The sequence below is a fragment of the Campylobacter concisus genome (genome assembly GCF_002914195.1).
Taxonomy (GTDB): Bacteria; Campylobacterota; Campylobacteria; order Campylobacterales; family Campylobacteraceae; genus Campylobacter_A; species Campylobacter_A concisus_M.
On the sequence record NZ_PPAU01000108.1, the window covers coordinates 132,439 to 149,124 of the forward strand.

Genomic DNA, 16,686 nt, shown 5'->3' on the forward strand with positions numbered 1-16,686 from the left:
TTAGATAATTTTTAAGGCCATTATACTAAAATTGCTTTTTTTAAAAATAAAGGCTCTCATGTTTTACTATATCTATGAAATTTTAAATTTTAATATCTTTCAATACATCACCGTTCGTGCTGGTATCGCTTTTTTCATCGCTTTTGCACTCACAACTTATTTGATGCCCAAATTTATCGCTTGGGCAAAGGCAAAAAACGCCGCCCAGCCCATCTACGAGCTTGCCCCACAAACTCACCAAAAAAAGGCCAAAACGCCGACTATGGGCGGACTTGTTTTTGTCTTTACAGCAGTACTTTCTACGATAATTTGCGCAAGGCTTGATAACGCATTTGTCTTAACATCTCTCTTTTGCCTAGTTTGCTTTACGCTGCTTGGCTACAAGGACGATTACAGTAAAATTTTAGGAGCAAAAAATCACGCCGGCCTAAGCCCAAAAGCAAAGCTCCTTTTTCAGTTTTTAATAGCCTTTGTAATTTCTGTTTTTTTATATGCAAGTCACGAGCTTAGCACCGAGTTTTATCTACCTTTTTTTAAGCAACCTATTTTAGATTTAAAAATTTTTGCCATTTTCTTTTGGACACTGGTCATAGTCGCTGCTTCAAATTCAGTAAATTTAACAGATGGGCTTGACGGGCTAGCTACTGTGCCATCGATATTTTCACTTCTAACACTTGGTGTTTTTGCTTACATCTGCGGACACGCTGTCTTTAGCTCATATTTGCTCTTACCAAAGATCATAGGTGTTGGTGAAAGCGTTGTTGTATCTTCAGCTTTAATTGGCTCATTGATGGGCTTTTTATGGTTTAACTGTCATCCAGCTGAAGTCTTTATGGGCGATAGCGGTAGCTTAAGCGTTGGAGCATATATCGGTTTTATGGGCGTTGCGACAAAAAATGAAATTTTACTCATCATCATCGGCCTCATCTTTGTCGTTGAAACCCTAAGCGTCATCTTGCAAGTGGGAAGCTTTAAAATCTTTAAACGCAGAATTTTCCTCATGGCGCCTATACATCACCATTTTGAGATAAAAGGCTGGGCGGAAAATAAGATCATCGTTCGCTTTTGGATCATCGCACTTTTAGCAAACCTAATCGCACTAACTGCGCTAAAGATCAGATAAGGAAAGTTATGAGAAAATCGCTATTTGGCTACGGTGGCACGATAAAGGCGATCGCTAAAAATTTCATAAAAGATGGATTTTGGGATATCTATGATGATAAATTTAGTGAAATTTTAAAAGATGAGTTTGGCAACACTCTTTTGCCAGTTAGCAAATTTGATCCAGCAAAAAGCAGCCTAGAGATACCAAGTCCAGGTATCCCGCCTCATCACGAGCTTATTAAAAAAGCTAGAAATTTGGTAAGCGAGTATGACTATTTTTATGAAATTTATAAAGAAAATCTGCCATTTAATATCTGGATAAGTGGCACAAATGGCAAGACTACGACAACCAAGATGACACAGCACCTACTAGAGAGCAAGGGCTCGGTAATGGGCGGTAACGTTGGCATCGCACTAGCAAATTTAGATCCGCACGCTAAAATTTGGATACTTGAGACTAGCTCATTTACTCTTCACTACACAAATCACGCCACACCTGGTATCTACGTGCTTTTACCGATCACTCCAGATCATCTAAGCTGGCATGGCGATATGAGCGAATACGAAAAGGCTAAGCTAAAGCCGCTTGCTAGCATGAGCGAAAGCAGCGTGGCGATCGTGCCTGAAATTTACGCCAATACGCCAACAAAGGCAAAAGTGATCGCTTACAAAGACGAGAGCGATCTGGCTAAATTTTGCGGTGTAAGCGTAGATGATATAAATTTCAAAACGCCATTTTTACTTGATGCTCTATTGGCACTCGCGGTAGAGAAAATTTTATTTGACCGCTGTGAAGTCGCACTTTTAAACACATTTGTTATTGAAGCAAATAAGCTCGAAGAATTTACTGATAATAAGGGCAGAATCTGGGTCAATGACACAAAAGCGACTAACATAGACGCGAGCATACAAGCTATTAAACGCTACAAAGATCATTTCATACATCTAATACTTGGTGGCGATGATAAGGGTGTTGATATGACGCCACTTTTTGAAGACTTAAAGAGCTTAAGAGTAAAAATTTACGCCATTGGCTCAAATAGTGACAAACTCATGAAATTAGCGACTAAATTTGGCATACCAGCTTTAAAATGCGACTTTTTGCAAAATGCTGTCAATGAGATGAATAAAGAGCTAAAGACCAGCGAGATAGCGCTTCTTAGCCCGGCAGCTGCGAGCCTTGATCAGTTTAAGAGCTATGCCGAGCGAGGCGATAAATTTAAAGAGTTTATAAAGGCGCTTTAAATTTACAAGCTCTTTTAAATAGCCTTGTTAAAAATAAAAACATGCAAATTTATGTTTTTGACATAAATTTTTACTATAAAGTTTTATTGTTGAATACTTTTTAAGTTTGTGCTAATATTTAGCAAAAATTTCCAAGGAAGTTTAATGCCCCTAACGCCCAGAAATGATGTAAATTTTAAAAGAAATTTAATAGATATCATAAAATTTTCATATGACAATGACATAAGCAGACCATTTATATCTAACAACAAACTACTTATTGGATATGGCTTTAGCCTAAAAGATGATATAGAGCTTATTTGTGCTCAAATTTATAAAAATAACAAAGACAAAGTCATAAAAGATATCAAGCAAACTATTGCTAACACCACAAGTAAGACTACCATAGAAAAGATAGATACAGATGAACTTTTTAAAAAGATAAATGATGCCGCAAAAGGGGCTTATGCAAAGTCTGGAGGTGCCGATACTTTACCTGAGTTTGAATTTAGCTCGGAAGATCAGCTAAATGCCATCTTGGAGCAAAAGCTTACGCCGCTAATCCAAGAGATAAATCAAAAATTAAACAACTCTCCACTTAAAAATTTACAAGCCGTTTCACTTACTTCAGATACACAAAACAGCCAAATTTCAATAGAGCATGTCGCACTTTTAGCACTTCTTTATATCAGCAAGAAAAGCAATATTGATCCATCCCTAGCAAGCTATATCAAAAGCAAAAATCGTTTTAAAGCCTGGTTTTGGCTAGCATATGAGAGCTTTAGTGATGAGGTAAGCAATAAAACATCTCTTTTGCGAGAAAAAATTTCAAATCAGTTTGGGCTTTATGAAAGCGATGAACAAAATGTTAATTTTGCCGAGTGTATAGATGTTTTTAGCCATTTAAATATTTCTAAAGCAAAATATAAATCAAAAAATCAAAACAATAAAGAGATCATCCAAAACGTCACTCATTTAGAATTTATGAAACTTCAAGAGAATGGATCAAATTTAAACGCACCAGATACATCAAAGTATGAGGCTTTATTTCAGCCATTTGTTACAAAGATAAATTCTTTATTAAGTACTCAAAGTACAAAGACCTTTAACCTTGAAAACATATACTGCGTAAATTTAATTAGCTCAAATGCTTCAAACACTTCAAGAATAAATAAGCTCTTAAGGCAAAGAGAGGAGGAATTTTACAAACAAGAAAATATACTCTTGCTATGTCCAAGGAAGATGACAACTCCTATTAGAGTCTTTCAACCCAAAAAGAGCGAATTTACCGTCGTGCTAGCTTGTCAAACTCCATTTGATTGCAGTGAGCTAAACCCAAAAGAACTAAATTCTAGTAGGCCAAACTATGGTAAGGTAAATTTATGCGAGCTAATACTTACTGACTTTAAATTTGACTCTTACGAAGATAGTAAAAATGAAGATATAAAATTTAAAAATGCAAAGAGCAAAGATACGGTAATACTCTATCAAGAAAACAAAAACGAAGAAGATAAGATAAATGGTGCTACCTTTACTAGCATAAAGCAAAATAGCGATGATATAGAGTATAAACTAGAAGATGGCGCTATAAGTATGAAGTACTTTGAAGACCAAACATCTAACAACAAACACCTAAATTTCTCTTTATTAAATTTTGCCAAAGAGAATAACTTTACCCTAAGAGACGATAAAGACTCAGCTATGTTTGATATAAAGCTTCGTCTAGCTCATGGCAATAATGTAGTGCCTACATCAGCATCAAGTTCAGGTCTTACTCTTACAATAAACAATCTCATCATTGAAAACGAAGATGGTAAGGCAAGTGAAGATATAGATAAGATATATCTTCATCACTGCTTTGATAAAAGTATATATGAGAGTATATCTTTAGTAAAAAATGAAGACTCAGATATCAAGAACTCATACACAGCTATATTTAATATCCCAATAGACAAAGAGAATAAAGGAGATACTAAATTTATACTTTATTCAAGTGATCTAAGTAAAGTTTATAGCACTAAAGATATTCATGCTCACTCTGATACAGCTGTAATATCTTTAGGATATCAAGATAAGAGTAGCTCTAACTTTTGCTATAGCAATAAGGTCTCGTTAAGAGATATAACAGATCATATAACAAATGTAATCTCTGATAGTGAGTATCCATTTAAGACAAATGAGCCAATATGCTTAAAAGCTATATATAAACAAGAAAAAGGTAGTAAGAGATATAAAGAGATACTTTGGGGATATAAGGTAATAAAAAGTAAAGAGTATGATGAGCTATCCAAATCAAACCCAAAAGATGTAGTAGCCTTAAAAGATCAAAAAGGTAAAGAGATAACATTTAAAATTTCAGATGTTATACAAAAAAATGATCTAGACAAGCTAAAACAAGGTGATCATACTATAGTATTTTTTGCATATCTTGAAGGTGATAAGGATAAATTTAAGTTTTTTACAAGATATGGCAAAAATCATATAAGGATAGATATAAAGATACCTTTATATATTGGATTTAGTAATGATAAGCTAGTTATATATGAGTTTGAGCATGCTATAAAAGAGAAGGCATTTAATGCTAGATTAAAGCTTAACAATAATAAAGACGATGCTTTAATAAAAAATGGTAATTACTTATATATAAATAAAAATATCTCATCAAATGAGATAAATATCTATGAAGATGATAAGCTAAGCAAAAAGCTAAAAAGTGATGAAAAGATAAATAAGAGCTATCAAATTTATGCAAAAAAAGAGAGCTCTAGCAATAATCAGTCTAATGCAGATAAAGATGATAAGCTTGGTATAAATTTATTAAATAAAGAGAATATGGATAAATTTATTAACTCTTTTAATGAATCAAAGAGTTTAACCAGAGTAGATAGTGGTATGTGGGAAGATGGGGATGAGGGGATAAATGTTTTAATAGAGATTAAAGATTATCCATTTACACTAGATATGCTAAAACAAGTATTTACTAATATAAAAACAAACCAAGAATATATCTTACAAGAAATGGTAGATGAACTAAATAGAAGAGATGATGATGGAATTCAAATGTATGTAAAATATAAGCTTGATACTAGAAATAGATTGGAGCATTTTTTTGGGCAATGCTTTGTAGAGGCACAGGATTCTGGAAATTTTGAACTAGAGGAAAGTTTAAGGTTTTCAAATACCACGCTGAAGCGTGTATTTACATTTGTAACAGAAGATGAAGCTAAAATGTACGGAAAAATAAAAAATGTTCAAGAGGCAAACAGAGAGGCTATAGCCAACATAATCTATGATGATAATAGAAGAAAATCCGCAAACTGGTCTTTAATTGGTAATATTCAAGAGGGTGACGGATGGAAATATAGAGGTAGAGGAATAAAACAATTGACAGGCAAAGATAATTATAAGGGATTTAATAATTTTTCACACACAAATCAATGGGTAGAAAATGATATAAATTTTCTAGATTCGCCAGATTTATTAGTACAAGACGGCAAATATGCTTTAATGTCTGCTACTTATTTTTGGACAACAGCTAGAGAAAAAACTAAAAAGAAACTTTACGAAACAGCCGATGAAAGTAAATTAGATTCCAATAATGATGATATAGTAGAGCGCATAACCGCTGTTATAAATCCTAAAAAACTTGGATTAGAATATAGGAAAGAATCATATAAACGCATAAGAGAAGCAAATATATTTAATATATTTTTAAATTAAAAGGAAAATTATGAAATTTAAAATTTTATTACTAGCAATTGTATTTATAGGACAAAATTTATATCCATTTGAACCTCTAACACCGAGTAAAGCAAGCAGAAAAACAGAAGAACTTGGGCAACTAGATTGGATTATAAATTCTACAAATGATTACGGCTTAGAGAGTAAACCAAGCTTTGCCTGCTATGACGCTAAAGGAAAGTATAAATTTAAAAAATACTCCTTAGAAGACTTTATATGTCAGTCAAGCTATAACTCTTTTAGGGATAACTATTTTGCTGATCTTTATAATCTAATAGTAAAAGAATCTCCAAATTTAAAAGACAAAGCACGACAAATAGCTAGAAATAGGATAAATAAAACCAAAAAAGAGTGTATGATATACAGCCAAAAAGACTATATAAACTCTATAGAAAACTATCCAAACCCAGATGTAGGGCCAGGCTATATACATATGACAATTAACTGTATAAAATCACACTACCGAAGTTCTACAGCAAAATTTGCATTAATGCTTTATGAAAATGACGAAGAGCTATTTAAAAGAATTTATGGTGAAGACTATGAGAAATTCAAAGAGGTCTTTGAAGATACTTTAAGATATATACCTATAATCCACTCTACTCCAGAAATAACACATATAAGAAAAACAGACAATGCTCCCTATGCCGAATTCTTAAGAAAATATGATGACTATGCTGGCGATTATGACGAGTATCACATCTATGATCTAATTTATATATTGTTAATCCAATACTCCCTAATAGACAAAAATGGTCATTTAATTTTGCCCGAGAATAGAAAAGAGGAGTAGTGTGCCTACTTCTCATCACTTCAAACTCCCCCTCGTCCAAAAACAAACACCTAAATTTCTCTTTATTAAATTTTGCCAAAGAGAATAACTTTACCCTAAGAGACGATAAAGACTCAGCTATGTTTGATATAAAGCTTCGTCTAGCTCATGGCAATAATGTAGTGCCTACATCAGCATCAAGTTCAGGTCTTACTCTTACAATAAACAATCTCATCATTGAAAACGAAGATGGTAAGGCAAGTGAAGATATAGATAAGATATATCTTCATCACTGCTTTGATAAAAGTATATATGAGAGTATATCTTTAGTAAAAAATGAAGACTCAGATATCAAGAACTCATACACAGCTATATTTAATATCCCAATAGACAAAGAGAATAAAGGAGATACTAAATTTATACTTTATTCAAGTGATCTAAGTAAAGTTTATAGCACTAAAGATATTCATGCTCACTCTGATACAGCTGTAATATCTTTAGGATATCAAGATAAGAGTAGCTCTAACTTTTGCTATAGCAATAAGGTCTCGTTAAGAGATATAACAGATCATATAACAAATGTAATCTCTGATAGTGAGTATCCATTTAAGACAAATGAGCCAATATGCTTAAAAGCTATATATAAACAAGAAAAAGGTAGTAAGAGATATAAAGAGATACTTTGGGGATATAAGGTAATAAAAAGTAAAGAGTATGATGAGCTATCCAAATCAAACCCAAAAGATGTAGTAGCCTTAAAAGATCAAAAAGGTAAAGAGATAACATTTAAAATTTCAGATGTTATACAAAAAAATGATCTAGACAAGCTAAAACAAGGTGATCATACTATAGTATTTTTTGCATATCTTGAAGGTGATAAGGATAAATTTAAGTTTTTTACAAGATATGGCAAAAATCATATAAGGATAGATATAAAGATACCTTTATATATTGGATTTAGTAATGATAAGCTAGTTATATATGAGTTTGAGCATGCTATAAAAGAGAAGGCATTTAATGCTAGATTAAAGCTTAACAATAATAAAGACGATGCTTTAATAAAAAATGGTAATTACTTATATATAAATAAAAATATCTCATCAAATGAGATAAATATCTATGAAGATGATAAGCTAAGCAAAAAGCTAAAAAGTGATGAAAAGATAAATAAGAGCTATCAAATTTATGCAAAAAAAGAGAGCTCTAGCAATAATCAGTCTAATGCAGATAAAGATGATAAGCTTGGTATAAATTTATTAAATAAAGAGAATATGGATAAATTTATTAACTCTTTTAATGAATCAAAGAGTTTAACCAGAGTAGATAGTGGTATGTGGGAAGATGGGGATGAGGGGGTTGGGATAATAAAGATAAAAAAAGAAGAGCTGCCTTGGATAGCTGTCGCAAGAGAAGAAGTAGGAGTAAAAGAAATAACAGGCAAAGACCACAACCCTAAAATCATAGAATACCACTCGTTTACTTCAGGAAATTTCAAAGACGATGAAACACCTTGGTGCTCCAGTTTTGTAAACTGGGTAATGTCCCAGGTTGGTATAAAAGGAACCAATAGTGCTGGTGCATACTCCTGGAAAAATTGGGGGAAAAAATTGGACAAGCCCGCATATGGTAGTTTAGCAGTTATTGTTAATAAAAATGGAACAGGACATGTTGGGTTTGTTGTTGCTGTAACAAAAAATAATAATCTTGTAATATTAGGAGGTAACCAAAAAGATGAGGTAAGATATTCTATATATAAAAACAAAAATTTTACATTTGTATATCCAGATAATTTTATACCCAATTACAGTCTACCTACTATAGAAAATGGCAATATTGACAACATAAAGGAAACTAGATGAAAAAAATTTTATTTATATTTTTTATAGTATTTTTTTGTAGTGGTTCGTTTGCACAAGTCTTTACATACAAAACAGATACCATAAGTATAAATTTAAGTACAAAGCAGATAGCAAAAGATAAGATCGAATTTAGTCTAACCTATAAAAATAACGCATATAAAGATATTGTAAAAATATCTGGAGTAGCCAGGAATAAAAATATAGATCTTGACCCAGAGACAGATGATGACGAATATGGCGAGAAACTAGCCTACTTTGCAGATGAATACATATATGACTACCTAGCACCACGAATAGATGCCGATGAAAACAAAAGAGCTATAGTAAATTTTGAAGAGTGTGAGACATTAAACAAAAAGGAATGGGTGCCAAAAAATATGCTTATATCAAAAGAGTATTTTAAAGAATTGCAGCGATCAAAATAAATTTAAAAAGATATAAAGTATAGTGGTTTTTAGATTTTCTTTTATTTGCTTATTTTTCTACTTTTTTTCAAAGCCGAAGAAATAGGATATTACTATGAAAATGAAAAATTTTTAATAGCTATTGTGATGTTTTGACTGTCACTAATGATCCAAACAATAAATTTAAAAGACGTAAAGACTTAGCAGATACTATTGAGATATTAAAAGAGGGATATAAAAATACTTTTGGGGAAATATTATGAGGATAATCTTTAAAATAATCTTAGCTTTACTTATAGCTGTAAATTTATCATTTGCAATAGATGATTATATAGATGATTATTATGATAGCTGGAAGCAAAAGACAATATCAAAAAAGTTTTTGAGTCAAGGTTGCAAAACAATATCAAAAGACATTTGGAATGAAAGCAAGGTTTCCTATCGTCAAACAACTATATTAAATATATACAAAGAGCCTATTTTAAATTTATATGGAGACTACGACTTAAAAATTAAAGAAATACAACATCTAAAAAATCAAAAATACAAAGAGTGTAATAAAAATTTTTGTTACGACTTTGATTTTAAGTGGTTAAACAACAAAAGTCTTTTGGTACAACTACATTTTCATGCTGATAAATATTCTAAATCAAGCTGTGAGTTATGGCTATATGAAGAAGAAGATGGTGGTGTAGATGTATATAGTTTTACGTCTAAAAATTTACCTGACTAATAATGAACGATATATTTATGAAATCAATCTTTAAAATAATCTTAGCTTTACTTGTAGCTGTAAATTTATCATTTGCAACAGATGATTATGATTATAACTGTGGAAAAAAGACAATACCTAAAAAGTTTTTGAATAAAGACTGTAAAAAGCTTACAAAGAAAATTTGGGTTGAAAGTATGGTCACTTACCGCAGAGATACAATATTAAATATGTATAAAGAGCCGATTTTAAATGTTCTTATTTATGAACCTCCTATAAAAGACATAGAATGTATGAAAAATATAAGATACAAGACCTATGATGCAAATAACTATTCTTATGACTTTGATTTTAAATGGATAAACAAAAACACTCTCTTGGTTCAGTTATTTGACACTAATCCTGAAAATATCTGTGAGCTATGGCTATATGAGGAAAAAGATGGTAGCGTAGATGTTTATAAATTTACATCCAAGAATTTACCTGACTAATAAATTTACAAAGGATAAAAGATTAAATTTAAAACCATACTATTAATAAGCTTTTTAATAGTCATAAATTTAAACGTTTTTGAGCCTCAAAAAAATGCCAATAGAGCCGAAATAAACTGCATGTTTATCTCTAAAAAGCTTCAAAGCCAATGGACAAAAGATGACTGGGAGCAATGCAAAATAGATAGCAATAATACAATGCCCCATAAGCCAGCTGCAGTAAAATTAGATGGTGCTTTAGCTGTGCTTACGTTTTTAAAAACGCAAAACAACAAAACACAAATGGTGCTTTTAAACATAGATAAAACCTTAATAAAACCTGATATTATAGACATTCTAGATGAAATAAAATCAGTATTTTTTATAGAAATAAATAAAAAGAAAAATCTTTGTGTCATCAATAGCTACTCTTTAAATGACGCAAGGAGCAATGTAACTAATTACTATGAGTTAAACAAAAAAGAAAATTCGATCATTGTTTCGCTTCTAACAAAAGTCTTGAATTTTCAATGTAACGACAAGTGTGTAGAATATGATACGGATGCTGTTAAAAAATTCCTAATAAAAAATCCTAATGGATATAGTACCGATGGATCATAGAATATGAAATTTTTCAAATTTTTAAATAGTGTATTTTTATTAGTATCATTGCTGACCTTCAATGGTATGGGAAAAGATGAAATACCAAATTTTAAATACAAAGACGCATCTAACTATTATTTTAGAATAGGCAGCGATAGCTATTCAGTAAAAATTTTACGTGATTATAAAGACGACAATTTAAGTCGCGCGATAGATATAAAAGAGTGCGCAATCATTTACAAAGAGAAGATAAAAAAAATGGAGCTTCTGTTATGATGATATGTCGATGTGGAGCGTTACGGCTAATGGCAATATAATTGAGTTTAAAGGTGGAACCCAAGACAGAGACGGAAACATAGTGGATTTTTATATACTTTTTAAAAAATTAGCCTCGAAATTTTATTTGTATGAGTATACTTGGAAATTTTGATACATAGATGAAAATACGAGCGACGAAAAGATTAGTAAAGTAGAAAATTACTACGTAGATCATGGTAAAAAGAATAAGCTTTATATAAATCAAATCACTTCAAAAATTCTTAATGACATGAGAAAAAACTTTTATAAAAATAAGTAGTAATTAGGTAATTTGAGTAACGTATTAATATTTATATGACAAAATTTATATGTTTTTGAGCTCTTAATACTTAGCAAAGCCACTAAAATATCGACTGGAGAATTCGAACAAATAGAAAATAGTGAGGTAAAGGTAATTTAACAGTCATAGATGATCCAATTGGCATCAAAAATACTTTGCAAAAATAAATATAATAAAAAATTTCTACTACAAATTCTGGCATCAAACTTGGCGACAAACAAGACCAAATTTTAAAGAAACTAGGCAAGCCAAACGATCTACAAGAAGAAAATGCCACCTCTATCGTCACCTACATCACTGAGCAAAATGAGAGCAAACTCTTGCAAGAATTTGATATGCCCCTCTACTACGAGAAATTCATCTTTTCTAATGGAGTTTTAAAAGAGTATGAATTTGGATTTGAGTACCCGTGATATTCCGCGGATCAGGATATTAATTCCATAGAGTAGCAAAAGATATTTCACGGCCTAAAAGCGTAGAGTTTCTACTCTTCGTCCAAATTTATTTCAGGTAGTTTCTCTTCGGCAAAACTCTTATCTTTTTTGGCAGCTGACGCAACCTCACTAGCTTTTTTTAAAAGCCCATCAAGCCCTTGTCTTGCCAAACGCTCATTTAGCTGCTCTGGCGTATCTTTCACGCCATCAAGATCGCTAAAATCATCAAATTCTTCATCGTCTTCTTTTTGGATCTTTATCTCGTAATTAAGCTTGCCATTAAGTCTAGCTAGCTCGTCGCTTATCGCAGTGCAAAAGACCTCAGTGTATCCTCTGTGAGCGCAGTTTTTGGCTAGAAATTCACTCATCACATTTAGGTGATTTATATAGTCATCTTGTAAGATATTTGCCTGTAAAAGCTCAAATTTCAAAAAGAGCCAGTAGGTATTAAGCACGTCACTTTCGCAGTATTCGTTGATCTTATCAAGCTCGCCTGCATAGTATAGCTCAAGCACCTGATCGCCGTGCACATCGTACTTGCCAGGTAAATTTAAGCTAGCGCAAAGTGTGTCAAGCTTTAGCCCTCTTACGCTTCCAAAATCGCTTATAAAATCAAGCAAATCAAGGTGAAATTTAGGCGAATACCTTGCCCTATAATTTTCCCATTTGTTTTTATTTAGCTCTTTGTTTTCGCTCTCGTAATATGCCGCCGCGTTTAGGTTGTAGCGCATCGCACGCACCATTAGCATCGGCAGGTCAAAGCCACGGCCGTTAAAGCTAACAAGCCTTGGGTTATAATCATTTATAAATTTTAAAAATTTAGCGATGATCTCGCGCTCGTCCTTGCCCTCCATCGTGCTAACTTTTAAAAATTTGCCGTACTCATCAGCCATTACCGCAGAGATCGCGACTACTCTATGAAACATCACAGGCAAAAACTCACTACCACTGGCCTCTTTTTGCAGCACCATCGCTTGCACGCTCACATCTTCATCGCTCCCATCAATACCATAAATTTTTCTTATCAAATTTGCATCAGGTATCGTTTCACAGTCAAAGACACAGATGTAACTTTTCGCCATTTTAGCCCTTTTTTAAGCATTTTTTTTTAAAATCATACCAAAAATTTATATCTAAAGTGATCAATGCAAAACAAAAATCAACTAAAAATAGCCATTGTCAAACTCTCCGCTCTTGGGGATATCGTGCACGCAGCTATTGTGCTTCAGTTTATCAAAAAGCACTATCCAAATGTCCATATCACATGGCTCATTGATGCTCGTTTTGCAAGCCTTTTAAAAGATCATCCGCTAATCGACGAGCTAGTCGTTTTACCGCTTAAACAAAGCTTTAAACAAAGCTACAAGATACTAAAAACCCTTGGTAAATTTGACAAAGTGATCGATCTACAAGGACTTTTTAAATCAGCCATCGTTGCAAAAATAATAGGCAAGCAAACTTATGGCTTTAGCAGAGAGAGTGTCAAAGAAAAGATCGCAGCTAGGCTTTATAGACATAAATTTAAAATTGATTACAATGAAAATATAATCATTAGAAATTTGGTACTTGTGGCTTTCGCTCTAAATTTTAGCTTTGAAGCAAGTGAAATTTTAGAAAAAGTACCTTGCTTTGAAGCAAGTGAAATTTATAAAAATGAAAGTGGCAAAAAACGCGTTCTAATCGCCGCATTTGCAAGCGAAGAGAGCAAAATTTATAACAAATTTAAAGATGTGATTAGGCTGCTTGGGGGTTGTGAAATTTACCTTTGTTACGGAAGTGAGAGCGAGAAAGCAAGGGCTGAGGCGATCATCTCAGGTACCTCAGCAAAGCTACTTGAAAAACTAAGCATAAAAGAGATGATAAGCTTCATTGCAAGCTGTGATTTAGTAATTGGCAACGATAGTGGTCTAACGCACCTTGCTTGGGCGATGAATAGGCCTTCTATCACGCTTTTTGGCAACCGTCCAAGCCACAGAAATGCTTACATCACGGATAAAAATTTAGTTATAGATATGGGCAAGCAAATAGACGCCAGAAGTATCGATAAAAACGACTTTTGCATAAGAGAGATTTTTCCAGAAACTATTGCAAATTTTGCAAAAAGGCTACTAAATGGATAGGCTCTATCTGGCTAGCTTTTATACTTTAAAAATTTTTATATTTTTACTACCTAGCTCACTTAGAGATTTGCTTGCTAAATTTTTAGCTTTTTCGTATATGAAGCTTAATAAAAAGCGATTTCACGTCGTGATGACAAATTTAAACCTTGCTTTTGGCGAGACAAAAACTAAAGAAGAGAAGCTTGAAATCGCCAAAAAATGCTACTACAACTTCGCAAAATATCTTGGTATAAATTTCATCCTCAATCAAAATACGACAAAGCAAAAGATACTAGAGCAAGTTGTTTTTAAAAATGAGCACTTTTTGCTTGACGCAATAAAGTCTGGCAGGTCTATCATAGTTACAACTGCGCATTTTGGGCAGTGGGAGATATTTGGCTTAGCTGTCGCAGCTCATTTTGGGCCATCTTCAGTGCTTGGCAGAAGGCTTGATAGTAGCGTCATGGATAAAATTTTAAGAGCAAACAGATCGCAGTTTGACGTGGAGCTCATCGACAAAGATGGCGGTGCAAAAGATATTTTAAAAGCGCTAAAAGCTAGACGAATAGTAGGGATTTTAGTCGATCAAAATACCGCACCAAAAGATGGCATAAAGGTACAGTTTTTTGGCAAAGATGTGCTTCACACACCAGCTGCAAGCGTGCTAGCGCAAAAGACAAATGCCCTTATCATAAACGCATTTATCTACCAAAAAGATGAAAATTTAAACGAAATTTGCTTTGAGCAGCCTATCGACATAAGTACGTTTGACAAAGAAGATGCCGTGCAAAAAGCGACGCAGATGCAGTGCAGTGCGTGCGAGGAGATGGTTAGAGCAAGGCCTGAGGAGTACTTTTGGTTTCACCAAAGGTTTAAGAGATTTTACGAAAATGAGTATAAATGCTAAGCGTTGTCATTCTGACTTTTAACAGCCAAAAATATCTACAAGAAGTGTTAGAAAGTACAAATTTTGCTGATGAGGTCATCGTGGTTGATAGCGGCTCAAAAGATAGCACAAGGCAAATTTGTGATGGCTTTAGCAACGTGAGATTTCACGAGCAAGCTTGGCTAGGATTTGGCGCGCAAAAGCAAAAGGGCGTTGATCTAGCCAAAAATGAGTGGGTCTTTGTGCTTGATAGTGACGAGGTGATCACGGATGAACTTAAAAACGAGATCATCAGCACGCTAAAAGAGCCAAAATTTATGGCTTACAACGTAGCTAGGCTAAATTTTTTCTTTGGTAAAGCGATCAAAAATATGGGGCTCTATCCAGACTACACAGTGAGGCTTTTTAACAAAAATTTTGCCAAATTTGATGGCAGAGCCGTGCATGAAAAGGTCATTTTAAATGACAGCTCGCAAAAGCTTGGAGTACTTAAAAATCACTTCTTGCACTATGCATATGAGAGTATCGAGCAGTTTATCGCTAAGCAAAATCGCTACTCAAGCATGGGGGCAAAGAGAAATTTACTAAAGGCGCTTACAAGCCCAGCGTGGACATTTTTTAAGCTTTACGTGCTAAAAGGTGGCTTTAAAGAGGGCTTTGCGGGCTATGTTATCGCTAGACTTTACGCCCAGTACACATTTTGGAAATATATAAAATGAAAATACTTGTAATTAAATTTAGAAACATCGGCGACGTACTTTTGACTACGCCTCTTATTGAAAATTTGCACCACTACTACCCAGACGCGATCATCGACTTTGCCCTAAACAAAGGCACAGAAGCGATGATCGAAGGAAATCCTTACATAAACAAAATTCACATTTACGATAGACAAAGTGCAAATTCTGGCTTTTTAAAAAAACTAATTACTGAGATAAAATTTATAAAAGCCATCAAAAAAGAAAAATACGATATGGCCGTGCAAACAACCACGGGAGACCGCGGCATCATCATCTCAAAATATGCAAAGATCAAAAAAATAGTAGGCTTTCTTGGCAAAAATCAATCAATAAATAAACTTCTAAACGTCAAGGCGAAATACTATGAAAATTTTTCACATACGATCGATCATAATCTAAACGCTTTAAGGGCTTTGGGATTTGAACCAGTTAGCAAAAAGGTGAGTGTATTTTCGGACGAGAGTGTGGAGCATCTAAATTTACCAAAACGCTTTGTACATATGCATCTTACAAGCCGCTGGATGTTTAAATGTGCAAATGATGAGAGCATGGCAGAGCTCATCGACTACTGCGAAAATGAGCTTGGCGTAAAGGTCGTGCTAACAAGTGATAATAAAGAAAATGAGCTAGAAAAGCTAGCAAGCGTACTAAAGATTTGTAAGAGTGAGCCCATAAATTTAGGTGGCAAGCTAAATTTGAAACAAACGATCGCCCTATCAAAGCGCTCAAGCCTTTTTATCGGTGTTGATACAGCTATAATGCACATTGCCGCTGCTAACGATGTGCCAGTGATCGCCTTTTTTGGCCCTAGCAATGCTTATGAGTGGGGGCCTTGGGATAACTCACTTATGGAAAATGGCTACACAGCGCAAAATGGCATACAAAGCATGGGCAAGCATATCGTCTATCAAAAAGATTGGGACTTTGTGCCTTGCGATAAAGAGGGCATAGCAAAGCATGGCATAGAAAAGACATTGATGGATTTTAGCGACGAAATGCCAAAAATAAAAGCCAAAATAAAAGAAATTTTAGGATAGGTA

15 protein-coding genes are annotated in these 16,686 nt (G+C 33.6%); 14 read left to right on the forward strand and 1 reads right to left on the reverse strand.

What is annotated here, in order from left to right; all coding sequences use genetic code 11:
* Positions 1-58: 58 nt before the first annotated feature.
* The 10 genes from mraY to CYP28_RS06735 all read left to right on the forward strand — a co-directional run bounded on the left by mraY (position 59) and on the right by CYP28_RS06735 (position 11,165).
* A complete protein-coding gene (gene mraY, locus CYP28_RS06690; protein ID WP_103593596.1) occupies positions 59-1,123 on the forward strand; it encodes a phospho-N-acetylmuramoyl-pentapeptide-transferase in 1,065 nt (354 codons plus the stop codon).
* Positions 1,124-1,131: 8 nt separating this feature from the next.
* Positions 1,132-2,349: a UDP-N-acetylmuramoyl-L-alanine--D-glutamate ligase gene (gene murD, locus CYP28_RS06695; protein WP_103593597.1), complete on the forward strand. Its 1,218-nt coding sequence runs from the start codon at positions 1,132-1,134 to the stop codon at positions 2,347-2,349.
* 144 nt (positions 2,350-2,493) lie between these two features.
* Complete coding sequence (locus CYP28_RS06700) at positions 2,494-6,048, forward strand: glycoside hydrolase family 19 protein (RefSeq protein ID WP_103593598.1); 3,555 nt, start codon at positions 2,494-2,496, stop codon at positions 6,046-6,048.
* A gap of 10 nt (positions 6,049-6,058) precedes the next feature.
* On the forward strand, positions 6,059-6,862 hold the full coding sequence (locus CYP28_RS06705) for a hypothetical protein (protein WP_103593599.1): 804 nt from the start codon (positions 6,059-6,061) through the stop codon (positions 6,860-6,862).
* Positions 6,862-8,700 carry a TIGR02594 family protein gene (locus CYP28_RS06710; RefSeq protein WP_258034136.1) on the forward strand — a complete coding sequence of 613 codons (1,839 nt, stop codon included), beginning with the start codon at positions 6,862-6,864 and terminating at the stop codon, positions 8,698-8,700. The genes CYP28_RS06705 and CYP28_RS06710 overlap by 1 nt, the downstream gene beginning before the upstream one ends.
* On the forward strand, positions 8,697-9,125 hold the full coding sequence (locus tag CYP28_RS06715) for a hypothetical protein (protein ID WP_103593601.1): 429 nt from the start codon (positions 8,697-8,699) through the stop codon (positions 9,123-9,125). Before CYP28_RS06710 ends, CYP28_RS06715 begins: the two co-directional genes overlap by 4 nt.
* Before the next feature lie 238 nt (positions 9,126-9,363).
* Positions 9,364-9,837 (forward strand): hypothetical protein, encoded by a 474-nt coding sequence (locus CYP28_RS06720; protein WP_103593602.1) that lies wholly within the window; start codon positions 9,364-9,366, stop codon positions 9,835-9,837.
* A 17-nt stretch (positions 9,838-9,854) separates the two neighbouring features.
* Positions 9,855-10,307: a hypothetical protein gene (locus tag CYP28_RS06725; protein WP_103593603.1), complete on the forward strand. Its 453-nt coding sequence runs from the start codon at positions 9,855-9,857 to the stop codon at positions 10,305-10,307.
* A gap of 120 nt (positions 10,308-10,427) precedes the next feature.
* Positions 10,428-10,907 carry a hypothetical protein gene (locus tag CYP28_RS06730; RefSeq protein ID WP_103593604.1) on the forward strand — a complete coding sequence of 160 codons (480 nt, stop codon included), beginning with the start codon at positions 10,428-10,430 and terminating at the stop codon, positions 10,905-10,907.
* Between the two features lie 3 nt (positions 10,908-10,910).
* On the forward strand, positions 10,911-11,165 hold the full coding sequence (locus CYP28_RS06735) for a hypothetical protein (RefSeq protein WP_103593605.1): 255 nt from the start codon (positions 10,911-10,913) through the stop codon (positions 11,163-11,165).
* Between the two features lie 806 nt (positions 11,166-11,971).
* Here the strand turns inward: CYP28_RS06735 and CYP28_RS06745 are convergent.
* Entirely contained in the window at positions 11,972-13,003 is a 1,032-nt protein-coding gene (locus CYP28_RS06745) for a 3'-5' exonuclease (RefSeq protein WP_103593607.1), read from the reverse strand.
* Positions 13,004-13,066: 63 nt separating this feature from the next.
* On the opposite strand from CYP28_RS06745, the gene waaC reads away from it, so the two are divergent.
* The 4 genes from waaC to rfaQ are packed head-to-tail and all read left to right on the forward strand — an operon-like array spanning position 13,067 to position 16,683.
* On the forward strand, positions 13,067-14,041 hold the full coding sequence (gene waaC, locus CYP28_RS06750) for a lipopolysaccharide heptosyltransferase I (RefSeq protein WP_103593608.1): 975 nt from the start codon (positions 13,067-13,069) through the stop codon (positions 14,039-14,041).
* Positions 14,034-14,927 carry a lipid A biosynthesis lauroyl acyltransferase gene (locus tag CYP28_RS06755; protein ID WP_103593609.1) on the forward strand — a complete coding sequence of 298 codons (894 nt, stop codon included), beginning with the start codon at positions 14,034-14,036 and terminating at the stop codon, positions 14,925-14,927. Before waaC ends, CYP28_RS06755 begins: the two co-directional genes overlap by 8 nt.
* Positions 14,921-15,625 carry a glycosyltransferase family 2 protein gene (locus CYP28_RS06760; RefSeq protein WP_103593610.1) on the forward strand — a complete coding sequence of 235 codons (705 nt, stop codon included), beginning with the start codon at positions 14,921-14,923 and terminating at the stop codon, positions 15,623-15,625. The genes CYP28_RS06755 and CYP28_RS06760 overlap by 7 nt, the downstream gene beginning before the upstream one ends.
* Positions 15,622-16,683 carry a putative lipopolysaccharide heptosyltransferase III gene (gene rfaQ / locus CYP28_RS06765; RefSeq protein WP_103593611.1) on the forward strand — a complete coding sequence of 354 codons (1,062 nt, stop codon included), beginning with the start codon at positions 15,622-15,624 and terminating at the stop codon, positions 16,681-16,683. The genes CYP28_RS06760 and rfaQ overlap by 4 nt, the downstream gene beginning before the upstream one ends.
* The last annotated feature ends 3 nt before the right edge of the window (positions 16,684-16,686 follow it).